This is a genomic window from Bacillus toyonensis BCT-7112, from assembly GCF_000496285.1.
In the GTDB taxonomy this organism is placed as follows: Bacteria; Bacillota; Bacilli; order Bacillales; family Bacillaceae_G; genus Bacillus_A; species Bacillus_A toyonensis.
Genome location: NC_022781.1, coordinates 3,758,392 through 3,777,079 on the forward strand (window position 1 = coordinate 3,758,392; position 18,688 = coordinate 3,777,079).

Here is an 18,688-nt window from a genome sequence, read left to right on the forward strand (position 1 = left end):
TATGAAACGTTTTCAAAGATTTATTTTTTCACAGGAAATTTTAATAAGATAGAAATATAAATATACAAAAAATATATTTGTGTGTATAATATGAATTATTAGAACATATATATATTTCTTTTTGTTTGAAAATGAAAGGGCTAACATTTTTATGGAGGGTGGAAATATGAAAAAAAAGATGCCGGTTTTTGTATTATCAACGGTAGCAATGAGCATGATTTTAGGGGCATGTAGTTATCAAAAAGATGAACAATCGCAAGCGAACGCAAAAGGGGATAGCGGGAAGAGCGGTGCGAAGCAAGTTATTAACTTAATTGAAACGCAAGAAATTCCAACGATGGATCCAGCATTATCAGCTGATGCAGTTTCTTCAAGAGTAATGACTAATACGATGGAAGGCTTATACAGTTTAGGAAAAGATGATAAGCTAGTTCCAGGTGTAGCGAAGGAATTCAAAAAGTCAGAAGACGGTAAAAAATATACATTTAAATTACGTGAAGACGCAAAATGGTCAAATGGTGAGCCTGTGACGGCGAAAGATTTCGTGTATGCATGGCAAAGAGCGATTAACCCAGACACAGCTGCGAAATCAGCGTACATTATGTATGATATAAAAAATGCAGAGAAAATTAATAAAAAAGAGATGAGTCCAGACCAATTAGGCGTAAAAGCAATTGATGACTATACATTAGAAGTGGAATTAGACAATTCAATTCCATATCTTGTAGATTTAATGGTATATCCAATCTTCTATCCTGTGAATGAAAAGTTTGTAAAAGAGCAGGGGACGAAGTTTGGTTTAGAAGCAAATACAACACTATATAATGGACCGTTTACACTAAGTGATTGGCAACATGAACGTAGCTTTAAAATGACAAAGAGCCCATCTTATTGGGAAAATAAAGAAGTGAAGATTGAGGAAGTAAACTTTAATATTGTAAAAGATACGTCTACGCCAATCAATTTATATGAAACAAACGCAGTCGATCGAGCGACGTTATTAGCAGAGTTCATCGATAAATATAAAGGAAAACCAGATTTCCAAACAGTAGAAGATACATCTGTATTCTTCCTTCGTTTAAATCAAAAAGATCCAGCGTTAGCAAATAAAAATATTCGTAAAGCAATTTCTCTTGCTTTTGAACGTAAGCCGTTTGTTGACACGCTATTAAATAACGGTTCTAAGCCAGCGACAGGATTAATTCCTGATAACTTCATTAAAGGACCGGATAAAAAGGACTTCCGTGCTGTAAATGGAGATATTGTAAAACCAAACGTGAAAGAAGCGAAGAAGTATTGGGAAGCTGGTAAAAAAGAGCTTGGTAAAAATGAAATCGAATTAGAGCTATTAAATGAAGACGTTGAATTATCGAAGAAAACTGGTGAATATTTAAAAGGTGAGTTAGAAAAGAATTTACCAGGTTTAACAGTGAAAATTAAACAACAACCATTTGCACAAAAACTAAAATTAGAAGATGCGGGCGATTACGTCATGTCATTCTCTGGATGGAGTGCAGACTTCCCAGATCCAGTTACATACCTTGATATGTTTGTAACGGACGGATCACAAAATAAAATGAAATATTCTAACCCGAAATATGATGAGATTATCATGAAAGCGAAGAAAGATGGAAGCGATGTAAATGCTCGTTGGAAAAACTTACTAGAAGCAGAGAAAATGTTACTTGATGATGCTGCGATTGTTCCGGTATATCAACGTGGTAGAGCATACTTACAAAGAGATTCAATTAAAAATATGTACAACCATAAATATGGTGGCGATTTAAGCTTTAAATGGGCGTCAGTAGAGAAATAAGAAAAAAGCAGGTGATTACCTGCTTTTTTTTAATACGTACGTTTCTTATAAATACCTTTCCCACCAACTTGGTTCCATCCGGATTGTACATCCAAACTTTTGTTAACAAACTTCATTTTTTCTTTTCCGCCAAAGAGTTTTTCACCGATGCTATTTGAAATGACACCAATCAATGCTGTGATTCCGATGATGAGGGCAGCAACAGTAACAAAATCAATAAAAAAAGCAATCATTTGCAAATTCCCCCTTTGCCTGTCTGTATTTTTATTGTATGAGATAAAAGATAAAAAAGAAAGAAATGTCAGAAAAATATTTGGTTTACTTTAGAAATCGTGTAGACAGGAGGGAGAATGTTTGTTAAAATAAGAACAAATGTTCCTTTTGATTCTCATTTATATAGTCTTACATTTCTTAATTGATTTATCAAGAAAAAGTAAGAAAACGTTCTCTTTTTTTAGGTGAAATTATAGATAAATAACTATATATTATATGAAAAATCAATGGGAAGTGAGTATTAAAAGGTTTGAAGGTCATTGTTAAAGTACAGCTAAAGTGAGCGTAATCATGTTACATAGCAGTGGAATACGCGGAAGAGTTTTCTCAACTAGTAGGAAATTTACTGTATATTTCTTGCAAAATCTATTGTATAATGATTATAGAAGTTACTTATTAAAAGTAATTGTTGTTTATTATAAGTTGTTGCTTACATGAAATGCGATTTTTGTACTTTGTTATAAGACAAGTTATCGCGAAAAATTACTGAAGTTAGAATTTTAAACTGTAATTAGTACAGAATTTGTACTCTTTAAGGAGAGTGAGCTTTGTATGGTAACATTATATAGTTCTCCAAGCTGTACGTCTTGTAGAAAGGCGAAATTATGGCTAGAGGAAAATCATATTCCTTATACAGAACGTAATATTTTCTCAGATCCATTAACGATTGAGGAAATTAAAGAGATTTTACGTATGACAGAAAGCGGAACAGATGAGATTATTTCTACTCGTTCGAAAGTTTTCCAAGAATTAAATGTAAACTTAGAGTCTTTACCACTTCAAGATTTATATAAGATGATTCGTGACTATCCAGGGATTTTACGTCGTCCAATTATGATTGACGAGAAGCGTCTTCAAGTAGGTTACAATGAAGATGAAATCCGTCGTTTCTTACCACGTACAGTAAGAACGTTCCAATTACGTGAAGCACAACGTCTTGTAAATTAATTATAATAATATGAAAACCTTCTACCTATTATATAGTAGAAGGTTTTTTTTATTGTTTCACATTTCGTATGCGAACTTGTTGAACGATAATACCGATGCATAGAACAGTGAAAATGAACAAGAAAGGAATGCTTGTAGTGAAACTTGGGTTGTTATGAAAAAAGGTTGCAAGTCTGTCTTCGTGTGTAATCATCTTTCCAGCTGTATAGGCGAGTATCGCTGCTCCGCAATAAATGAGAAGTGGAAAGCGTTCCATAAGGATTAAAATAAGTTTGCTGCCCCAAATAATAATCGGAATAGAAATGAGTAACCCGATTATGACGAGTAATAATCTTCCGTGAGCCGCACCTGCAATAGCGATGACATTGTCAAACCCCATAACGAGATCCACGAATACAATTGTACGCACAGCTTGGAATAAAGTTGTTTTCCCTTGAATAGAAGAAAGATCGTTGCTATTATCAGTTAATAAATTTACTGCAATGAATGTAAGTAAAACGCCGCCGATAAGCTGTAAAAATGGAATGTCGAGTAAGTAGACAGCTATTATTGTAAGAAGAATTCGTAGCACAATTGCTAAAAGAGTACCGATCAAAATGGCTTTATTTCGTTTTGCTTCAGGTAAATTCCGGCTAGCTAATGCAATGACAATTGCATTGTCACCACCTAATACAACATCAATACCGACAATCATTAGTACAGATGTTAAAAACTCTAAGTCCATTCGTCTGCCTCCATTTATGATGTTTTAATAAGCGAAATATATGTATGTGATGAAGAAAGTGGGAACTAAATAATCTCCTCTAATAGAAGTTTCACTTTATTACAGTGTACGGGAGAATATAGAAATGTATGTCCAAATTTTTCGTGTGTAAAGAATTGTCATAATGATATATTTATGTAGACAATCGAATAAAGATAGGCATATAACTATTTTTGTAAAATAAATCGATTTTATTTCCCTTCTGGAGAATCTTATCATAAAATGAGAGTACAAGAATCTATTGATTTGTCATATGAGTGGGGGATCCCTTCATAACAATTCTAAACAGGAAGGGAGAGTTGTATTTTGGAAATTGAAAGAATTAACGATCATACGATGAAGTTTTTTATTACGTACATTGATATAGAGGACAGAGGGTTTAATCGTGAAGAAATTTGGTATGACCGCGAACGTAGTGAAGAGCTCTTTTGGGAGATGATGGACGAAGCTCGTGATCATGATGACTTCTTTATTGATGGACCGTTATGGATTCAAGTGCAAGCAGTCGATAAAGGGATTGAAGTACTTGTCACGAAAGCCGAGCTCTCAAAGGATGGACAAAAGCTAGAGCTACCGATAGGTGTAGACAAAATTATAGACATTCCTTTAGATGAGGGTATCGAGTCATTATTCCAGCAAGAATTAGTGGAAGAGGTAGAAGAACAAACAGGAACAAACTTTAATGAAGATGGTACGTTTGGCTTTTTAATTAAGTTTAATGATTTTGAAGATGTTATTTCATTAAGTCATCGTCTTATCTTTGAAGATATAAAAGATGAGCTGTATTCATTTGATGACCGCTATTATGTATATGTGGAATTCGATGAAGTGCTACATGATGAAGAAGAAATTGATCGTATTTTAAGTATTATTTTAGAATATGGAGAAGAATCAACTTTAACAATTCATCGTGTGAGTGAGTATGGGAAACAAATTGTGAAAGAGCGTGCGCTTGAAACAATTCGCAATAATTTTCCTGCTAAAACGTAGGCCGATTTCTGTAGTATGAAATCGGCTTTTTATATGAAGAATAGGAAAGCTTTCTTAGTAAGGAGGTAAGAGATGAAAAATACGTTAAAGTTGATTTTCTTTGTTCTACTATTGTTCGCATTATTTGTTTCGTTACGTATGTTTATTGATGTAGCATTTTATTCGGATGTAATTGGGATAAAAGATGTTTCGATTTTAGGTATTATTAGTATTTTATTTACGGTATCTGCATTTTTAATTGGCTGCGTTATTTTCTTAGAAAACCGTCACCCGTCTAAAACACTTACATGGCTCATTGTGTTAGGTATTTTTCCGGTATTTGGATTCTTCGCTTATTTATTATTTGGACAAAACTTTCGGAGAAAGAGAATGTTCCAAAAGAAGGCGTTACTGGATGAACAGGCGTTTTTACAATATAAGGGGCATGAAGATTATGAAGAACGGATGTTACGTAATCATAAGCATCAAGAGCTGTTATTTCGTTTAGCGGACCGCTTAGGTGCTTTAAATATTTCATTTCAAACGGAAACGAGAACATTAACAAATGGGGATGAAACGTTTCAGGCCATTTTAGATGGATTAAAACGAGCGAAACACCACATTCATATGGAATATTACATTGTGCGTGATGATAAGCTTGGAACAGAAATTAAAGATATTTTAATACAAAAATCAAAAGAAGGCGTAGTCGTTCGGTTTTTATATGATGCGGTTGGAAGTTTTAGGTTATCGAATTCGTATATTGAAGAATTAAATGACGCAGGTGTCGAAATGATTCCGTTCTTTCCTGTGCGCTTTCCAATTTTAAACGATAAGATTAATTATCGAAACCACCGGAAAATCGTTGTTATTGATGGAAATGAAGGGTTTGTAGGTGGGTTAAATATTGGAGATGAATATTTAGGGAAGGATAAATATTTCGGTTTTTGGCGAGACACACATTTATATTTGCGTGGTGAGGCTGTTCAAAGTTTACAGCTTATTTTCCTTCAAGATTGGTTTTATATGACTGGTGAGGCAGTGCTGGCTCCAGAATATTTACAGGCAAAAGCAGTTGAAGGTGATCATTGGGGCGGAGTTCAGCTAATTGCAGGTGGACCAGATAATAAATGGGAAACGATTAAACATTTATATTTTGCAATGATCTCTTCTGCTCGGAAATCTATTTGGATTGCAACACCGTATTTCATTCCGGATGATGATATTTTATCTGCATTAAAGGTAGCGGCACTTGCTGGTATTGATGTTCGTTTATTAATGCCGAGTAAGCCTGATAAGCGCACTGTCTTTTATGCATCAAGATCATATTTCCCTGAGCTTTTAGATGCAGGAGTAAAGATATATGAATACGAAAAAGGTTTTCTTCATAGTAAAGTTGTCATCGTTGATTCTGATTTAGCTTCAATTGGGACAGCAAATATGGATATGAGAAGTTTTCATTTGAACTTTGAAGTGAATGCCTTTTTATATGATACAGATAGCATTCGAAAACTCGTTCAAGACTTTAAAGATGATTTAGAAGAATCAAGTGAAATTCATGTCGATCGTTTTCATAAAAGACGTCTTCATAGACGAATTGTTGAATCGACATATCGATTATTATCACCTTTATTATAAAAAGAGATGTCCGAAATTGGGACATCTCTTTTTTAAAAGGGATTTGTAATAAATTGTAGAATATAAGGAGCTGAAAGGGTGTGATTATAATGTTTATCGCTAAAAGAGAAAACGGAGAGAAAATTCATCTACTCTATAATCGAAATGAAGAGCTTTTACAACGTATGCGTAAAAGGGAGCGTTTCTTTTGTATAGCTTGTGGAAAGGAAGTGCAAATGAAATTAGGGAAACAAAAAAGTTGGCATTTTGCTCATAAGAAAGTGGAGTCATGCCTTGCTTTTTATGAAGCAGAATCTATATATCATATGCACGGTAAAGAATTGCTATATAGATGGTTGAAACGTCAAAATTTCCATGTGGATATAGAGCGTTACCTTCCAAAAATCCAGCAAAGACCAGATATTTTCGTAGAGAGAGCAGGTAGGGAAATTGCGATTGAATATCAATGCGCCAATCTCTCCATAGAACAACTTTCTAAACGAACATACTCGTATTGGCAAGCGGGCATTCAGGTCATCTGGATCATTGGTGGAAATCAATTAAAAAAGCAAGCTGCATATTGGATGAAATTTTCCTCACTTCTGGCTTTCTCCTTACAATCTTATCCTCAGCCATTTCTCATTTTCTTCTGTCCGAAACAAAAATCATTTATGAAATGTGCCTTTATCACTCCGTTTTCTACAAACGTCTCTTTCTCACATATTATGTATTTACCAAACGATACAACTACTTTTGAATTACTCTTTTCCCCTGTTCCTTTCCGGAAAGAAATATTAGGACAGGAATGGAAGAAGCGAAAGGACTACTTTCGGCAAAATGCCCTGTCTATTTGGAATTATAATCATAAGTCACTATTACGCCTCTTATATCAATTTAAATGTACTCCAGCGAGCTTTCCTTCTGAAATTGGTGTGCCACTCCCGTCTTCATTTGCTTTTCAAACAAATCCATTTACATGGCAAGCATTTCTATACATGAAGTGTATAGAAAAGCTTGCGGTAGGGAATTGTATTTCCCTTCAATATGTGTGTAGTTATGTAAAAAAATATACGAAAAGGCGCTTACTTCCGTACTTTTCACAACATATATGGAAAGTAGCGGTTACTGAATATATGACTTTTTTATGTTTTGTAGGCGTGTTGCGTAAAGTAGGAACTTATACGTACCGAAAAATGAGGAATATAGTTATGTTACAGACGGAGGAGGAAGTTAGGAAATATGATGAGATTTGCCTAACTTATGCGCTATCTCTATTTGAGACAAAGTTCAACATGGGAGAAGAAAAAGGGGATATAATAAAGAATGAACGTGAAGGAATTACATAAGAAAAACAGAATTGTACTTAAGTAGAGATATTTAAAGGAGGGCTTACAGAATGTCTGAACAAAATAAAGCAAAAACATTACCAGATCGCAATGAGATTGAAGAAGCAAGTACGTGGCGATTAGAAGATATTTTCCAAACAGATGCAGAATGGGAAAAAGAATTTCAAGCGATTAAAGAGTTACTACCGCAGTTAACTGAATTTAAAGGGAAGCTTGGTGACTCTGCGAACAACTTACTTGAGGCACTGCAATATGAAGATGAAATTTCAATGCGACTAGGTAAGCTATATACATATGCTCATATGCGTTACGATCAAGATACAACAAACTCTGTGTATCAAGCTTTAAATGATCGTGCGACGAATTTATATTCACAAGTATCTAGTAGCACAGCGTATATCGTACCTGAAATTTTATCTATTTCAGAAGATACACTACAAGCATTTTTAAAAGAAAATAGAGACTTAAGTGTATATGAACATGCATTAGAAGAAATTACACGTCAACGTCCACACGTATTATCTGAGGCTGAGGAAGCTTTATTAGCGGAAGCATCTGAAGTAATGAGTTCATCAAGTAATACATTTGGTATGTTGAATAATGCGGATTTGAAATTCCCGTCTATTAAAGGCGAGGACGGAGAAGAAATAGAAATTACGCATGGTCGTTACATTCAGTTTTTAGAAAGTGATGATCGTCGTGTTCGCGAAGATGCATTCAAAGCTGTATTTGAAACGTATGGGAAATTTAAGAACACATTTGCAAGTACGTTAAGCGGAGCGGTGAAACGTAATAATTTCAATGCACGTATTCGTAAATATGACTCTGCTCGCCAAGCTGCATTGAGCAATAATAATATTCCTGAAGCAGTTTACGATCAACTCGTTGAAACGGTAAATGATCACTTACATTTATTGCACCGTTACATCGATATTCGAAAGCGTGCGCTAGGACTTGATGAACTTCATATGTACGATTTATATACACCACTTGTACAAGAAGTGAAAATGAATGTGAAATATGAAGAAGCACAAGACATGTTATTAAAATCTTTAAACGTACTTGGTGATGAGTATGTTGAAATTTTGAAAGAAGCATATGAAAATCGCTGGGTAGATGTGTATGAGAATAAAGGAAAACGAAGCGGAGCATATTCATCTGGTGCATACGGAACAAATCCTTATATTTTAATGAACTGGCATGATAATGTAAATAATTTATTTACACTTGCTCATGAGTTTGGTCATTCTGTGCATAGTTATTACACAAGAAAGACACAGCCGCACGTATACGGTGATTATTCAATCTTCGTTGCAGAGGTAGCGTCAACTTGTAATGAAGCGCTTCTAAATGATTATTTATTAAAAACGACAGAAGATAAAAAAGAGCGCCTATATTTATTAAATCATTATTTAGAAGGATTCCGTGGTACTGTATTCCGTCAAACGATGTTCGCAGAGTTTGAGCATATTATTCATAAGAAAGTACAAGAAGGACATGCTGTTACGCCAGATATGTTAACGGAGATCTACTACGATTTAAATAAGAAATATTTCGGTGACGCTTTAGTAATCGACGAAGAAATTGGATTAGAATGGTCTCGCATTCCGCACTTCTACTACAACTATTACGTATATCAATACGCAACAGGATTTAGTGCAGCAACGGCTCTATCTAAACAGATTTTAGAAGAAGGGCAACCAGCGGTAGAACGTTACATTAATGAATTCTTAAAAGCAGGAAGCTCTGATTATCCAATTGAAGTGCTGAAAAAAGCAGGAGTTGATATGGCATCTCCTGAACCAGTGAAAGAGGCACTACAAGTATTTGAAGAGAAATTAAATGAATTAGAAGCGTTATTATTTGAAGAAAAGTAATGAGAAAAGACGAGGGATTTTATCCTCGTCTTTTTTGTTTAAAAATACAATTTGTCGATATTTGTCGAAATGAAAATCGGTTTTCCTTACTATTTCTAAATTTGAAGACAGTTTTATAGTTAATTTTTGAATTCAAAATCCTTTAAATCGTTTTCTATGGTTGAAATAAGAGAGAGCGATGACGATGACTCCGAATAAAAGAGGAAAGGCGATAATTTTAGGAAAAGCTTGTAATAGAGAGAGAATGTACAAGAAAAAAGAAACAAGGACACATGAAAAAATTAGTAAAATATAGGATTTCTTTATGAAAAACACCTCCTAAAGGGCTTTTATATAGCTTATTCAAAAATGAAAACGTTTAGAATGTGACAAAAGTGTGAAATTCGACAAAAGGGGTTGTCATCTGACGTCGAATCTTGTAATATAATAAGCGTGAACGAATTCACATACAAACATATACCCCTTTGTTTGAACGTGAAAATTTCTCCCATCCCCTTTAATATTTTTATAAGCCGTAAAGAAAAAGACCTGGTGTTTACACCAGGTCTTTTTCTATTGCTATCCATTTCCAATAACGCTCACATTTTACGTCAATCATTTGTACTTTGCGTTTCAGTTGTAATTTTTTTAGTTCGCGCTCGATCTCTTGTTGCGAGCAGTCATATATAAATGCTACTTCTTTTGAAGATATAAATTGCGTTGCTTCTAGTAACATTTCTAAAGGCGGTAATGGTTCTGGCTCGATTTCACATTTTACGAGCTCTTTTAATAATTGTACGTATACATCATAGGAATAAGTTCCAGCGATTTTAATGCCTTCTTCATCTGAGTTCGCATGAAAAAAGACGAGGGAAGGTATTTCTGTAATATGCATTTCATTTGTGAATTTTAAGTCACATTGGAAAGCTTTTTTTGCGCTGGCGGAATGTAGATCTTTTTTAAATTCTTCTACATCAATATTGCTATCTTTTGCACATGCAAGCAATAATTCGCAGTCAGGGTTTGATACATTTTCAAGGAAAATGTATTCTTGGAGTTTTCGCAAAAACTTCGAACCTGCTTTTCGGCCTTGTAACTCCGCTGCTTTAATTGCCATCGAAACTAAATATGGTGTTGATGATGCCTCTTGCATATGTACTTTTCCATCACATGAAAAACCTTGTAAACTTGTCGTCTTTTCCCACACAAATCGAATATTAGCAGGTTTATTCCATTTGTGTGAGGAAGCGTTCGTTCCGTCCACTTTTCCAGTTACAATATGACGAATAGAGAAGTATTTCCCGTATTCAAGCCATAGTTTAATAATAAAGGGTTCAATTTCCCAGCAATCTTTACAAAGTGGATCAATAAATAAATATGCTTCTACAGACTTATGCTCACATGCGGAAGGAGATGGCATATTGATATGCTTTGCTTCCTGTTTATCCATTATATTTCACCTGTTTCGTTTGGAGTATTAACCATATGCTGAGCAGTTAATGCTAAACGTTCAAAAACGAACTCTCTTATATGACCGTGTACTCCTGTGTCATCCATTGCTTGCTCCATACATGATAGCCAAGCCTCTGCTCGTTTTGGCGTAATCTCAAACGGAAGATGGCGTGCTCTTAACATAGGATGACCATGTTCTTCAGTGTACAAATTAGGACCACCTAAATATTGTGTTAAAAATTGTTTTTGCTTCCTAGCTGTTTCTGTTAAATCATCCGGGAAGATGGGAGATAAGTCAGGGTGTTTACTGACATAGGAATAAAATGTGTCTACTAATATTGCAATGCATTGTTCACCGCCAATTGCTTCAAATGGTGTCATCGGTTGCTTGCTCATCCTTTATAAACTCCTTTTTCCATGAAATGTATATCTATTGTAGCAATGGAATGTTCGAGAGGGCAAATAAACAGCCTTCCTAACATTCTTTGCTTCTTCTACAGGTGTAAATGAACCTTTTACTTTTTAAGAAGTGAGATGTATCCACTAGTAGAACGGATTCACTAGTGGAATTTTCACTTTAGCGTGCTTTGTTTTGTTTGGCAAGGAAAAAGCGTTTTACTTTGTTATTTGTATGGCGAACTGGTACGTTATGCTGTGTTAACAAATGAATAAATGCAGCTTTTCCTGTTTCTTCGTCTTGCACTTCATATTCAATTTCATAATCATCGTGATTGTAATAGAAACTATGATCAAAGACAAGCGTTCCGCCTTCAAATAATGTTTCAGCTCTTTCAGTTGTTAAACTGCCCATATAAGTTAAAGCGGAAACAGGAATTTGTAATTTGTGTAGTTGGTCTACTACAGCACCTTGAATGATTGTGTTTGTTTCCATCATCATTTTTGCTTCGGCCTCGGTTACAACTTGATGCGTTTCTAACAAGCCGATTTCTGCAGGTTGTTTTAACGTTAATGTATAAGTTTCCCCTTTATGACGAATACGAAGTGCAGAACCAGCTTCTTTTAATGAAAAGTCGGGCGTTTCAAAGTAGTGATTCACTTGTTTCGTGAAAGCTTCAATAGAAAAAGATTTGCATAATGATTGGAATTCTTCTTCTGTAACGATATTTTTAAATTCAATTTCAATTTCTTGTGTCATTGTATGCGCTCCTTTTGAAAAATAATTCTTTACACATTATCGCTTTTTCACAAATTTGGTTCAATGTTTTATTTGTTTGCGTCCATGTTATGATACAATAATACTGTTAAGTAAGACAGGAAGTTGAGATGGAGGAGTTCGAGCATGCAAAATAAAATTCAAGTAAAGAGCGTAGAAATGAGAGAGAATGCGCTTATTTTTTGTGCGGAAAATACTGAAATAGAGGTAAAGGAGTTAAGTGCGCGTAATCATGTACTTGTAGACTCAGACAATTTATCATTTTTATATATCTTAGAAAACGAATCATCTTTCATATATGTAAGTATTCCGCATACATGCTGGGAAGCGATGCGTGAAGCAATGAATAAAGATACAGCGATGTTTATTCAAGTGAATGATGTTGAAATGGAATTAGAAGGTTTAAAAGAAGAAGTAGAATATTTAGTTGAAAATATTGAAGGTAATGCAAATTACGGAGAAGAACTAGTAACTGCTGTAGAAAAAGTATTTCTATAAGCAAATGGATTGATTTTGGTGGTGGTTGAAATGAATCGAAATTGGGAAGAATTTTTAGCACCTTACCATCAAGCGGTGGCAGAGCTGAAAGTGAAACTAAAAGGAATGCGTACTCAATTTGCAATGTTAACAGAGCATTCTCCAATTGAGTTTGTAACAGGAAGGGTAAAGTCGGTTGCAAGTATCATTGATAAAGCGGAGAAGAGAAATGTACCGCTAGACCGGCTCAGAGAAGATATGCAGGATATCGCGGGCCTTCGAATGATGTGTCAATTTGTTGATGAGATTAAGCCTGTTGTAGAATATCTCCGAAAACGAAATGACTTTGAAATCGTGGAAGAGCGTGATTATGTTACGCAAAAGAAAGATAGCGGTTATCGCTCTTATCACGTTGTTATTAGTTATCCTGTTCAAACGATTCAAGGGGAACAAAAAGTATTGGTAGAAATCCAAATACGCACGCTAGCAATGAACTTTTGGGCAACGATTGAGCATTCTTTGAATTATAAATATAGTGGGCGTTTTCCTGAAGATATTAAAATACGCTTGCAACGTGCAGCGGAAGCGGCGTTTTTATTGGATGAAGAAATGTCTTCTATTCGTCTTGAAATTCAAGAAGCACAAAAGGCTTTTTCAAGAAAGCAAGAAACGAAAGATTCCGAATCATAAACTAAAGGGTGTTGGCGATGAAATTTACAATTATGTCAAAGGGAGATCAATCATCAGATACACTAGCAAGCACGATGAAAGAGTACTTGCTAGATTTTGGATTCATTATGGATGAAAAGGAACCCGATATTGTAATTTCTGTTGGGGGAGATGGAACGCTTTTATATGCGTTTCATCGTTATTATAATCGATTGGATGAAACAGCATTTGTTGGTGTACATACAGGGCATTTAGGTTTCTATGCAGATTGGTTACCGACAGAAGTAGAGAAATTAGTAATTGCGATTGCTAAAACGCCATTCCAAGTGGTGGAATATCCGCTTTTAGAAGTGATTATTCGCTATGTGAATGGAAGTAAAGAGTCACAGTATTTAGCGATGAATGAAGCGACTGTAAAAAGTGCAGAGGGCACATTAGTAACAGAAGTGGAAATACGGGGAGAGTACTTTGAAACATTCCGCGGGGATGGTCTATGTATCTCAACTCCTTCAGGAAGTACTGCCTATAATAAAGCACTTGGCGGTGCAATTATTCACCCTTCTATTGAAGCAATTCAAATTGCAGAAATGGCATCCATTAACAACCGTGTGTTTCGTACTGTAGGCTCGCCGCTTGTATTGCCGAAGCATCATACATGTGTGTTGAAGCCGGCTCCAGGGATGAACTTACAAATTACGGTGGACCATTTAACGATGGTTCATCAAGATGTGAAATCAATCCAGTATCGCGTTGCAAACGAGAAAGTGCGATTTGTTCGTTTCCGCCCGTTCCCATTCTGGAAACGTGTCCGTGACTCGTTTGTTGCAGATAAATAGAAGGGGTTTATATATTGAACAGATTTACATTGAAATGGGATATAGAGTCAGCTGAAGAGGGAACTTTAGTTAGAGAATTTTTGAAAACAAAAGGGATTTCTAAAGCTGCTTTAACGGATATAAAATTTCATGGCGGAGCCATTGAAGTAGATGGTCAATATGCAAGCGTTCGTCATCAACTACAAGCGGGCGAACAGTTACGTGTTTTTTTTCCAGTGGAAGAAAGAAGTGAAGGGATGATTGCGGAAGATATCCCACTATGCATTGTATATGAAGATGATGCAGTTCTTGTCATCAATAAAGAAGCGAACATGTCAACGATTCCGTCTAGAGAACATCCAGAGGGAAGTGTTGCTAACGCGCTTTTGTCTTATTATGATAAGCAGCATCTTGCCAGTACGGTGCACATTGTAACAAGGTTGGATCGTGATACGTCAGGACTCATGCTTATTGCAAAAAATCGTTTCGTACATCATCTTTTATCGAAACAACATCAACAAAAAGCTGTGAAACGAACGTATGAAGCAATTGTTCATGGAGAGATGATAAAACGTGAAGGAACGATTGATGCACCGATTGGTAGAAAATCAGATAGCATCATTGAACGAACAGTTTGTGAGGATGGACAGAGGGCAGTTACTCATTTTAGAGTGATTCATAGCTCCTCGCAAAAGACGCATGTATCTCTTGAACTTGAGACAGGAAGAACGCATCAAATCCGCGTGCATATGGCTCATATGGGACATCCGTTACTTGGTGATGACTTATATGGAGGAAGAAGGGATGAAATGAAACGACAAGCACTTCACAGTACATCTTTGGCGTTTTATCATCCTATTTTAGAAAAGGAAATGTCTTTTGCTACGACGATTCCAAGCGATATGCAGCAGTTATTAATGCACGCTTAAAAAGGGACCAAAATTCTTATGTAATGAAGAATTTTGGTCCCTTTTTTCTTAGCGGAATAATATTAAAATTTGATTATCATCCGTACGCTTAATAACGAAAAATCCACTTTCAGCTTTTGTAGCAATGCCGTCATCATTTGGACGACAATATCCATGCGGTTCGCAAGTGCCATCATCACGTACTAACATTTGTCCAATTAATCCGACAGGAAGCCAACCAGAACGGTCTTTTCTTGCTATATATTTGCAAGCTGGATCCCATTCTGTATTTAAAAGTGGTTGTATTTCTTGTGTTTCTGTACGTACATATTGACGCTTTCCAAAGTTATCTGTTTTATAGCGCTTTTGCCAACTTAAAGCACCACTATTTCCTATAATAGCGGGGGTTGCACTAGATATTCCTAAAATGAAAGAATCGTTTGAAGTAGCTATCCGAATTTTTTCTTCGCTACTAAATGTAACGAAATAACCGACATCAATAGCTTTATGGTCCGCGGTTTCAAACATTTGTGCAAAATCCGTTCCGCCTGCATTGTAAGAAGCACCCTCAATGTACATTTCTCCATTATGAGCAAGCCATTTAGCACCGATATTATGATCGGTATCGTTTGTTCCATTTGCAATAAACCAAGAATAGGCTTCTTCGGCCGTGCCGAATCGTCCCATAATATGGCTTCCTGCAAAATGAGCTGTTGATGTATGATTACCTTCCGCATGAGAAGAGAATCCATTAGCGATAGTTGCGGTTCCTTCTGCGTGTGCTGCTTCGCCTAAAGCAATCGTATGTTTACCTTCCGCGTGAGAATAAGAGCCGCCTGCTGTCGTTTCACTTCCTTCACTATGCGAACTATGTCCAGTTGCTTTTGTTTTCGATCCTTCTGCATGGGAGCAAGTTGCTTTTGCGTGTGTAAGAAGTCCTTCTGCATGTGAAACTGTACCCTCTGCATGAGAGTGAAGCCCCTCTGCATGTGAATATCGGCCTTCTTTTTTTACTTTCGTATTTTCAGGTGCAGGAGTCTGAATTATGATCGTTTTTTCTGTTTGTATATTATTTGATGGAGTTAATGCTTCTTTTATTTTTTTTACTTGGTTTATAATATCGGTTGGAATTTCTGGTTGTATTTTTTTATTTATTGCTACAGGAATGTTCTCTTCCGTATTTTCCTGTTTTTCTTCAGAATGCAGTATTTGTTCATCGTGATGAGAGAGATGTTTATTTTTTTGTTGCATCTTTACTTTTCTACGATTGATTATGCGACTCATTACAGCATTTTCTAAAGAGACATATTTTGTTTTAGCTTTGCTCTTTTTTGATGACTCTTGTTCTTCTAGTTCTTCTATAGCTGCAGCTCGAATGCCGCACCAGTTGTTAATTCCATACATGGGCTGATATAAAGGGTGGAATTTTCTTTTTGTTTAGAAGATTTTTTCTTCATTCTGTCACCTCCTGCGACATTATATGTCGTGCAATTAAAAAAAGATGCACTTTATTGCATCTTTTTTTAATTGCTTTACCTAGATTTATATAGGATACATCTAGAAAATATGATAATCTCTCGTTATTCGTGAATTGTACGAAGTAGAGAGGATTATGAAATTGGGCGGAATTTCTCAGGGACAAAAGGAAGGGAAGAAGGGACAGAAACGGTCTCCATTTCAGGGTAACGTAATCCAGTTAGTTTACCTCCAAATACAGCGCCAGTATCGATATTGACTGTATGATTTACAAAACGAGGTTCTTTTACTGGTGTATGTCCATATATAATCCAAGCGTCGCCCTTATATTCTTTCGCCCAGTCGCGACGGACAGGAGAGCCATCATCATGTTTTTCACCTGTAATATCGCCATATAATACAAACGTTTGTACTTTTTTATCTTGCCTTCCGATGTAATCTTTCCGAATGCCAGCGTGACATACAATTAACCTTTTCTCATCGAGCACGTGATATAAAGGGGAATTTTCATAAAGGGTGATGAACTTTTCTTTTATGATTTGCTGTTTTTGAAAAGATAGTGCTTCGTATTCAGCAGCAGTTGTTTCAAGTCCGTGAGCGATTGTCACATTACGTCCGAGGAAAAATCGGTACAGCTTATTACAGTGATTTCCAGGAGCGTAATAAGCCTCTTTTTTATGTATGACAAGTTCCCATACAAGTTCAATCATATGTAATGAATGAGGGCCACGGTCTGTAATATCACCAACGAATGCCAGCTTTCGCTCGTCGGGATGAACTGGCATTCCACTATTCCATTTATATCCTAGTTTCGTCGTTAAGTTTTGAAACTCTTGGAAGCAGCCATGAATGTCACCTATAATGTCATATTTCATATGTAAACCTCCATCCTATTTTTCATTAGTATAACTAAAAAAGGATAGAGATAAAAATATCGTTTTTTGCACGATTTATTTAAACATAAAAACTTTCGTTCGTGAGCGAACGTTTAAAATAAATCCAATTGCAATCATGTATGTAAGCAACGAACTTCCTCCGTAGCTCATAAGGGGTAATGTGATTCCTGTAATAGGTAGTAATCCGATTGTCATCCCGATATTTTGAAATACTTGAAAAGTAAACATTCCGATTGTACCAGCGCAGATGTAACTACCGAAAGGGTCATTACTTTCTAAAGCGATATGAATCATGCGGAAAATAAGTAGGAAAAAAAGTGCAATAATGACACTTGCGCCTAAAAATCCGAATTGCTCAGCGACATTAGTGAAAATAAAATCTGTATGTGGTTCTGGAAAGTATACTTGTCCATTTTCCCAACCTTTTCCTTGCATTTCTCCTGATCCAGTAGCTAAAAAAGCTTGTCTTAATTGATAGCCTTGCGCGTCATATTCGTAAGGGGCCAGCCAACCATAGAAGCGGTTTAATTGGTATTCTTTTAAGATATACTCCTTAAAGAATTCTGTATGAGCAATATAAATATACGTTAAGGTAACACCTGCTGTGAAAATAACGGAGACTAATCCGAAAATAAAGCGCCAACGTATACCGGAAACTAGTATCATTGCTGCCAGCATCGCTGAAATTACCATTGTGTTTCCTAAATCAGGTTCTTTTGCAATAAGTAGTAGCGGTGGCAAACTCGTTGCGAATATTTTTCCGAGTAAGATAAAATCTTCACGAGGTGTTCGAAAAAAATATTTTTCGTTATGATTAGCTATAATTCGTCCAATGACGATAATTAAAAATAATTTCATAATTTCTGAAGGTTGAAAATTTCCGATGCCTGGGAGCCTGTACCAAGCGGTAGCCCCTTTAATTGTAACGGCACCTGGAACCTGAAGTTCTAGCCCGATAAGTAATATCATTGCAAAGCTATATAAATACCAAGCAATTTTTTGATACCGATCGAAATCGATAATCATAATAACACTAATAGCGACAAATCCAATGAAGTACCATTGTATTTGCTTGAGTGCAAAATTTACATTTTGTAAAAATGGTGGTAAAGAGGTTTGCGCACTTGCAATAGCAAAGCAACTAACAGTCCCAATGGCAAATAAAATGAATAGTAATACGTAGTCTATTTGATATTGAGAATTCGTATCTTTCACTGTATGTAATCCTTTCTA

The 18,688-nt window shown here is 35.8% G+C and carries 18 protein-coding genes; 10 read left to right on the plus strand and 8 right to left on the minus strand.

The genetic code is table 11. The annotated features are described in order from the left end of the window. The first annotated feature begins 166 nt into the window (after positions 1-166). Complete coding sequence (locus tag BTOYO_RS19215) at positions 167-1,816, plus strand: peptide ABC transporter substrate-binding protein (protein ID WP_000728607.1); 1,650 nt, start codon at positions 167-169, stop codon at positions 1,814-1,816. 29 nt (positions 1,817-1,845) lie between these two features. On the opposite strand, the gene BTOYO_RS19220 is transcribed toward BTOYO_RS19215, so the two are convergent. Beyond that, positions 1,846-2,049 (minus strand): hypothetical protein, encoded by a 204-nt coding sequence (locus BTOYO_RS19220; protein WP_000559975.1) that lies wholly within the window; start codon positions 2,047-2,049, stop codon positions 1,846-1,848. Positions 2,050-2,641: 592 nt separating this feature from the next. Here BTOYO_RS19220 and spx point away from each other — a divergent pair. Next, complete coding sequence (spx, locus tag BTOYO_RS19225; RefSeq protein WP_000258267.1) at positions 2,642-3,037, plus strand: transcriptional regulator Spx; 396 nt, start codon at positions 2,642-2,644, stop codon at positions 3,035-3,037. Between the two features lie 49 nt (positions 3,038-3,086). Here the strand turns inward: spx and BTOYO_RS19230 are convergent, their stop codons facing one another. Further along, complete coding sequence (locus tag BTOYO_RS19230; protein WP_023441181.1) at positions 3,087-3,761, minus strand: TerC family protein; 675 nt, start codon at positions 3,759-3,761, stop codon at positions 3,087-3,089. Positions 3,762-4,106: 345 nt separating this feature from the next. Between BTOYO_RS19230 and mecA the strand changes: the two genes are divergently transcribed. From mecA to pepF, 4 genes are all read left to right on the plus strand, one after another. After that, positions 4,107-4,790, plus strand: a complete 684-nt coding sequence (gene mecA, locus BTOYO_RS19235; protein ID WP_000402125.1) for an adaptor protein MecA — start codon at positions 4,107-4,109, stop codon at positions 4,788-4,790. A 72-nt stretch (positions 4,791-4,862) separates the two neighbouring features. After that, positions 4,863-6,407 (plus strand): cardiolipin synthase, encoded by a 1,545-nt coding sequence (locus BTOYO_RS19240; protein WP_000799211.1) that lies wholly within the window; start codon positions 4,863-4,865, stop codon positions 6,405-6,407. Between the two features lie 80 nt (positions 6,408-6,487). Next, positions 6,488-7,732: a competence protein CoiA gene (locus BTOYO_RS19245; protein ID WP_002093814.1), complete on the plus strand. Its 1,245-nt coding sequence runs from the start codon at positions 6,488-6,490 to the stop codon at positions 7,730-7,732. 50 nt (positions 7,733-7,782) lie between these two features. Next, the gene (gene pepF, locus BTOYO_RS19250) at positions 7,783-9,609 is read left to right on the plus strand and encodes an oligoendopeptidase F (RefSeq protein ID WP_000003362.1); all 1,827 of its coding nucleotides are present in this window, start codon (positions 7,783-7,785) and stop codon (positions 9,607-9,609) included. 535 nt (positions 9,610-10,144) lie between these two features. Here the strand turns inward: pepF and BTOYO_RS19255 are convergent. The 3 genes from BTOYO_RS19255 to BTOYO_RS19265 form a co-directional block, all read right to left on the minus strand. Next, positions 10,145-11,038, minus strand: coding sequence for a ClpXP adapter SpxH family protein (locus BTOYO_RS19255; protein ID WP_000360648.1), 894 nt, complete (start codon positions 11,036-11,038; stop codon positions 10,145-10,147). Continuing rightward, complete coding sequence (locus BTOYO_RS19260) at positions 11,038-11,436, minus strand: globin domain-containing protein (RefSeq protein WP_000043381.1); 399 nt, start codon at positions 11,434-11,436, stop codon at positions 11,038-11,040. The genes BTOYO_RS19255 and BTOYO_RS19260 overlap by 1 nt, the downstream gene beginning before the upstream one ends. Before the next feature lie 181 nt (positions 11,437-11,617). After that, positions 11,618-12,196: a CYTH domain-containing protein gene (locus BTOYO_RS19265; RefSeq protein ID WP_000191111.1), complete on the minus strand. Its 579-nt coding sequence runs from the start codon at positions 12,194-12,196 to the stop codon at positions 11,618-11,620. A gap of 144 nt (positions 12,197-12,340) precedes the next feature. Between BTOYO_RS19265 and BTOYO_RS19270 the strand changes: the two genes are divergently transcribed. From BTOYO_RS19270 to BTOYO_RS19285, 4 genes are read left to right on the plus strand one after another with little or no spacing between them, the layout of a single operon-like run. Beyond that, the gene (locus tag BTOYO_RS19270; RefSeq protein ID WP_001180013.1) at positions 12,341-12,712 is read left to right on the plus strand and encodes a UPF0738 family protein; all 372 of its coding nucleotides are present in this window, start codon (positions 12,341-12,343) and stop codon (positions 12,710-12,712) included. Positions 12,713-12,742: 30 nt separating this feature from the next. Continuing rightward, the gene (gene yjbM, locus BTOYO_RS19275; protein WP_001081482.1) at positions 12,743-13,381 is read left to right on the plus strand and encodes a GTP diphosphokinase; all 639 of its coding nucleotides are present in this window, start codon (positions 12,743-12,745) and stop codon (positions 13,379-13,381) included. 17 nt (positions 13,382-13,398) lie between these two features. Then, positions 13,399-14,196 (plus strand): NAD kinase, encoded by a 798-nt coding sequence (locus BTOYO_RS19280; RefSeq protein WP_000673191.1) that lies wholly within the window; start codon positions 13,399-13,401, stop codon positions 14,194-14,196. 14 nt (positions 14,197-14,210) lie between these two features. Further along, positions 14,211-15,104: an RluA family pseudouridine synthase gene (locus tag BTOYO_RS19285; protein ID WP_001079101.1), complete on the plus strand. Its 894-nt coding sequence runs from the start codon at positions 14,211-14,213 to the stop codon at positions 15,102-15,104. 48 nt (positions 15,105-15,152) lie between these two features. Here the strand turns inward: BTOYO_RS19285 and BTOYO_RS27450 are convergent, their stop codons facing one another. The 3 genes from BTOYO_RS27450 to BTOYO_RS19300 form a co-directional block, all read right to left on the minus strand. Beyond that, the gene (locus BTOYO_RS27450) at positions 15,153-16,487 is read right to left on the minus strand and encodes a peptidase G2 autoproteolytic cleavage domain-containing protein (protein ID WP_023441182.1); all 1,335 of its coding nucleotides are present in this window, start codon (positions 16,485-16,487) and stop codon (positions 15,153-15,155) included. A gap of 206 nt (positions 16,488-16,693) precedes the next feature. Then, complete coding sequence (gene prpE, locus BTOYO_RS19295) at positions 16,694-17,434, minus strand: bis(5'-nucleosyl)-tetraphosphatase PrpE (protein ID WP_000872707.1); 741 nt, start codon at positions 17,432-17,434, stop codon at positions 16,694-16,696. Positions 17,435-17,509: 75 nt separating this feature from the next. Beyond that, positions 17,510-18,670, minus strand: a complete 1,161-nt coding sequence (locus BTOYO_RS19300) for an FtsW/RodA/SpoVE family cell cycle protein (protein WP_000655682.1) — start codon at positions 18,668-18,670, stop codon at positions 17,510-17,512. Between the last annotated feature and the right edge of the window lie 18 nt (positions 18,671-18,688).

Coding starts and splice junctions, on each gene's coding strand:
- BTOYO_RS19255 (WP_000360648.1), bottom strand. CDS start 11,038: ATGGATAAACAGGAAGCAAAGCATATCAATATGCCATCTCCTTCCGCA.
- BTOYO_RS19230 (WP_023441181.1), bottom strand. CDS start 3,761: ATGGACTTAGAGTTTTTAACATCTGTACTAATGATTGTCGGTATTGAT.
- BTOYO_RS19280 (WP_000673191.1), top strand. CDS start 13,399: ATGAAATTTACAATTATGTCAAAGGGAGATCAATCATCAGATACACTA.
- BTOYO_RS19265 (WP_000191111.1), bottom strand. CDS start 12,196: ATGACACAAGAAATTGAAATTGAATTTAAAAATATCGTTACAGAAGAA.
- yjbM (WP_001081482.1), top strand. CDS start 12,743: ATGAATCGAAATTGGGAAGAATTTTTAGCACCTTACCATCAAGCGGTG.
- BTOYO_RS19220 (WP_000559975.1), bottom strand. CDS start 2,049: ATGATTGCTTTTTTTATTGATTTTGTTACTGTTGCTGCCCTCATCATC.
- pepF (WP_000003362.1), top strand. CDS start 7,783: ATGTCTGAACAAAATAAAGCAAAAACATTACCAGATCGCAATGAGATT.
- BTOYO_RS19260 (WP_000043381.1), bottom strand. CDS start 11,436: ATGAGCAAGCAACCGATGACACCATTTGAAGCAATTGGCGGTGAACAA.
- prpE (WP_000872707.1), bottom strand. CDS start 17,434: ATGAAATATGACATTATAGGTGACATTCATGGCTGCTTCCAAGAGTTT.
- BTOYO_RS19270 (WP_001180013.1), top strand. CDS start 12,341: ATGCAAAATAAAATTCAAGTAAAGAGCGTAGAAATGAGAGAGAATGCG.
- BTOYO_RS19240 (WP_000799211.1), top strand. CDS start 4,863: ATGAAAAATACGTTAAAGTTGATTTTCTTTGTTCTACTATTGTTCGCA.
- BTOYO_RS27450 (WP_023441182.1), bottom strand. CDS start 16,487: ATGTATGGAATTAACAACTGGTGCGGCATTCGAGCTGCAGCTATAGAA.
- spx (WP_000258267.1), top strand. CDS start 2,642: ATGGTAACATTATATAGTTCTCCAAGCTGTACGTCTTGTAGAAAGGCG.
- BTOYO_RS19215 (WP_000728607.1), top strand. CDS start 167: ATGAAAAAAAAGATGCCGGTTTTTGTATTATCAACGGTAGCAATGAGC.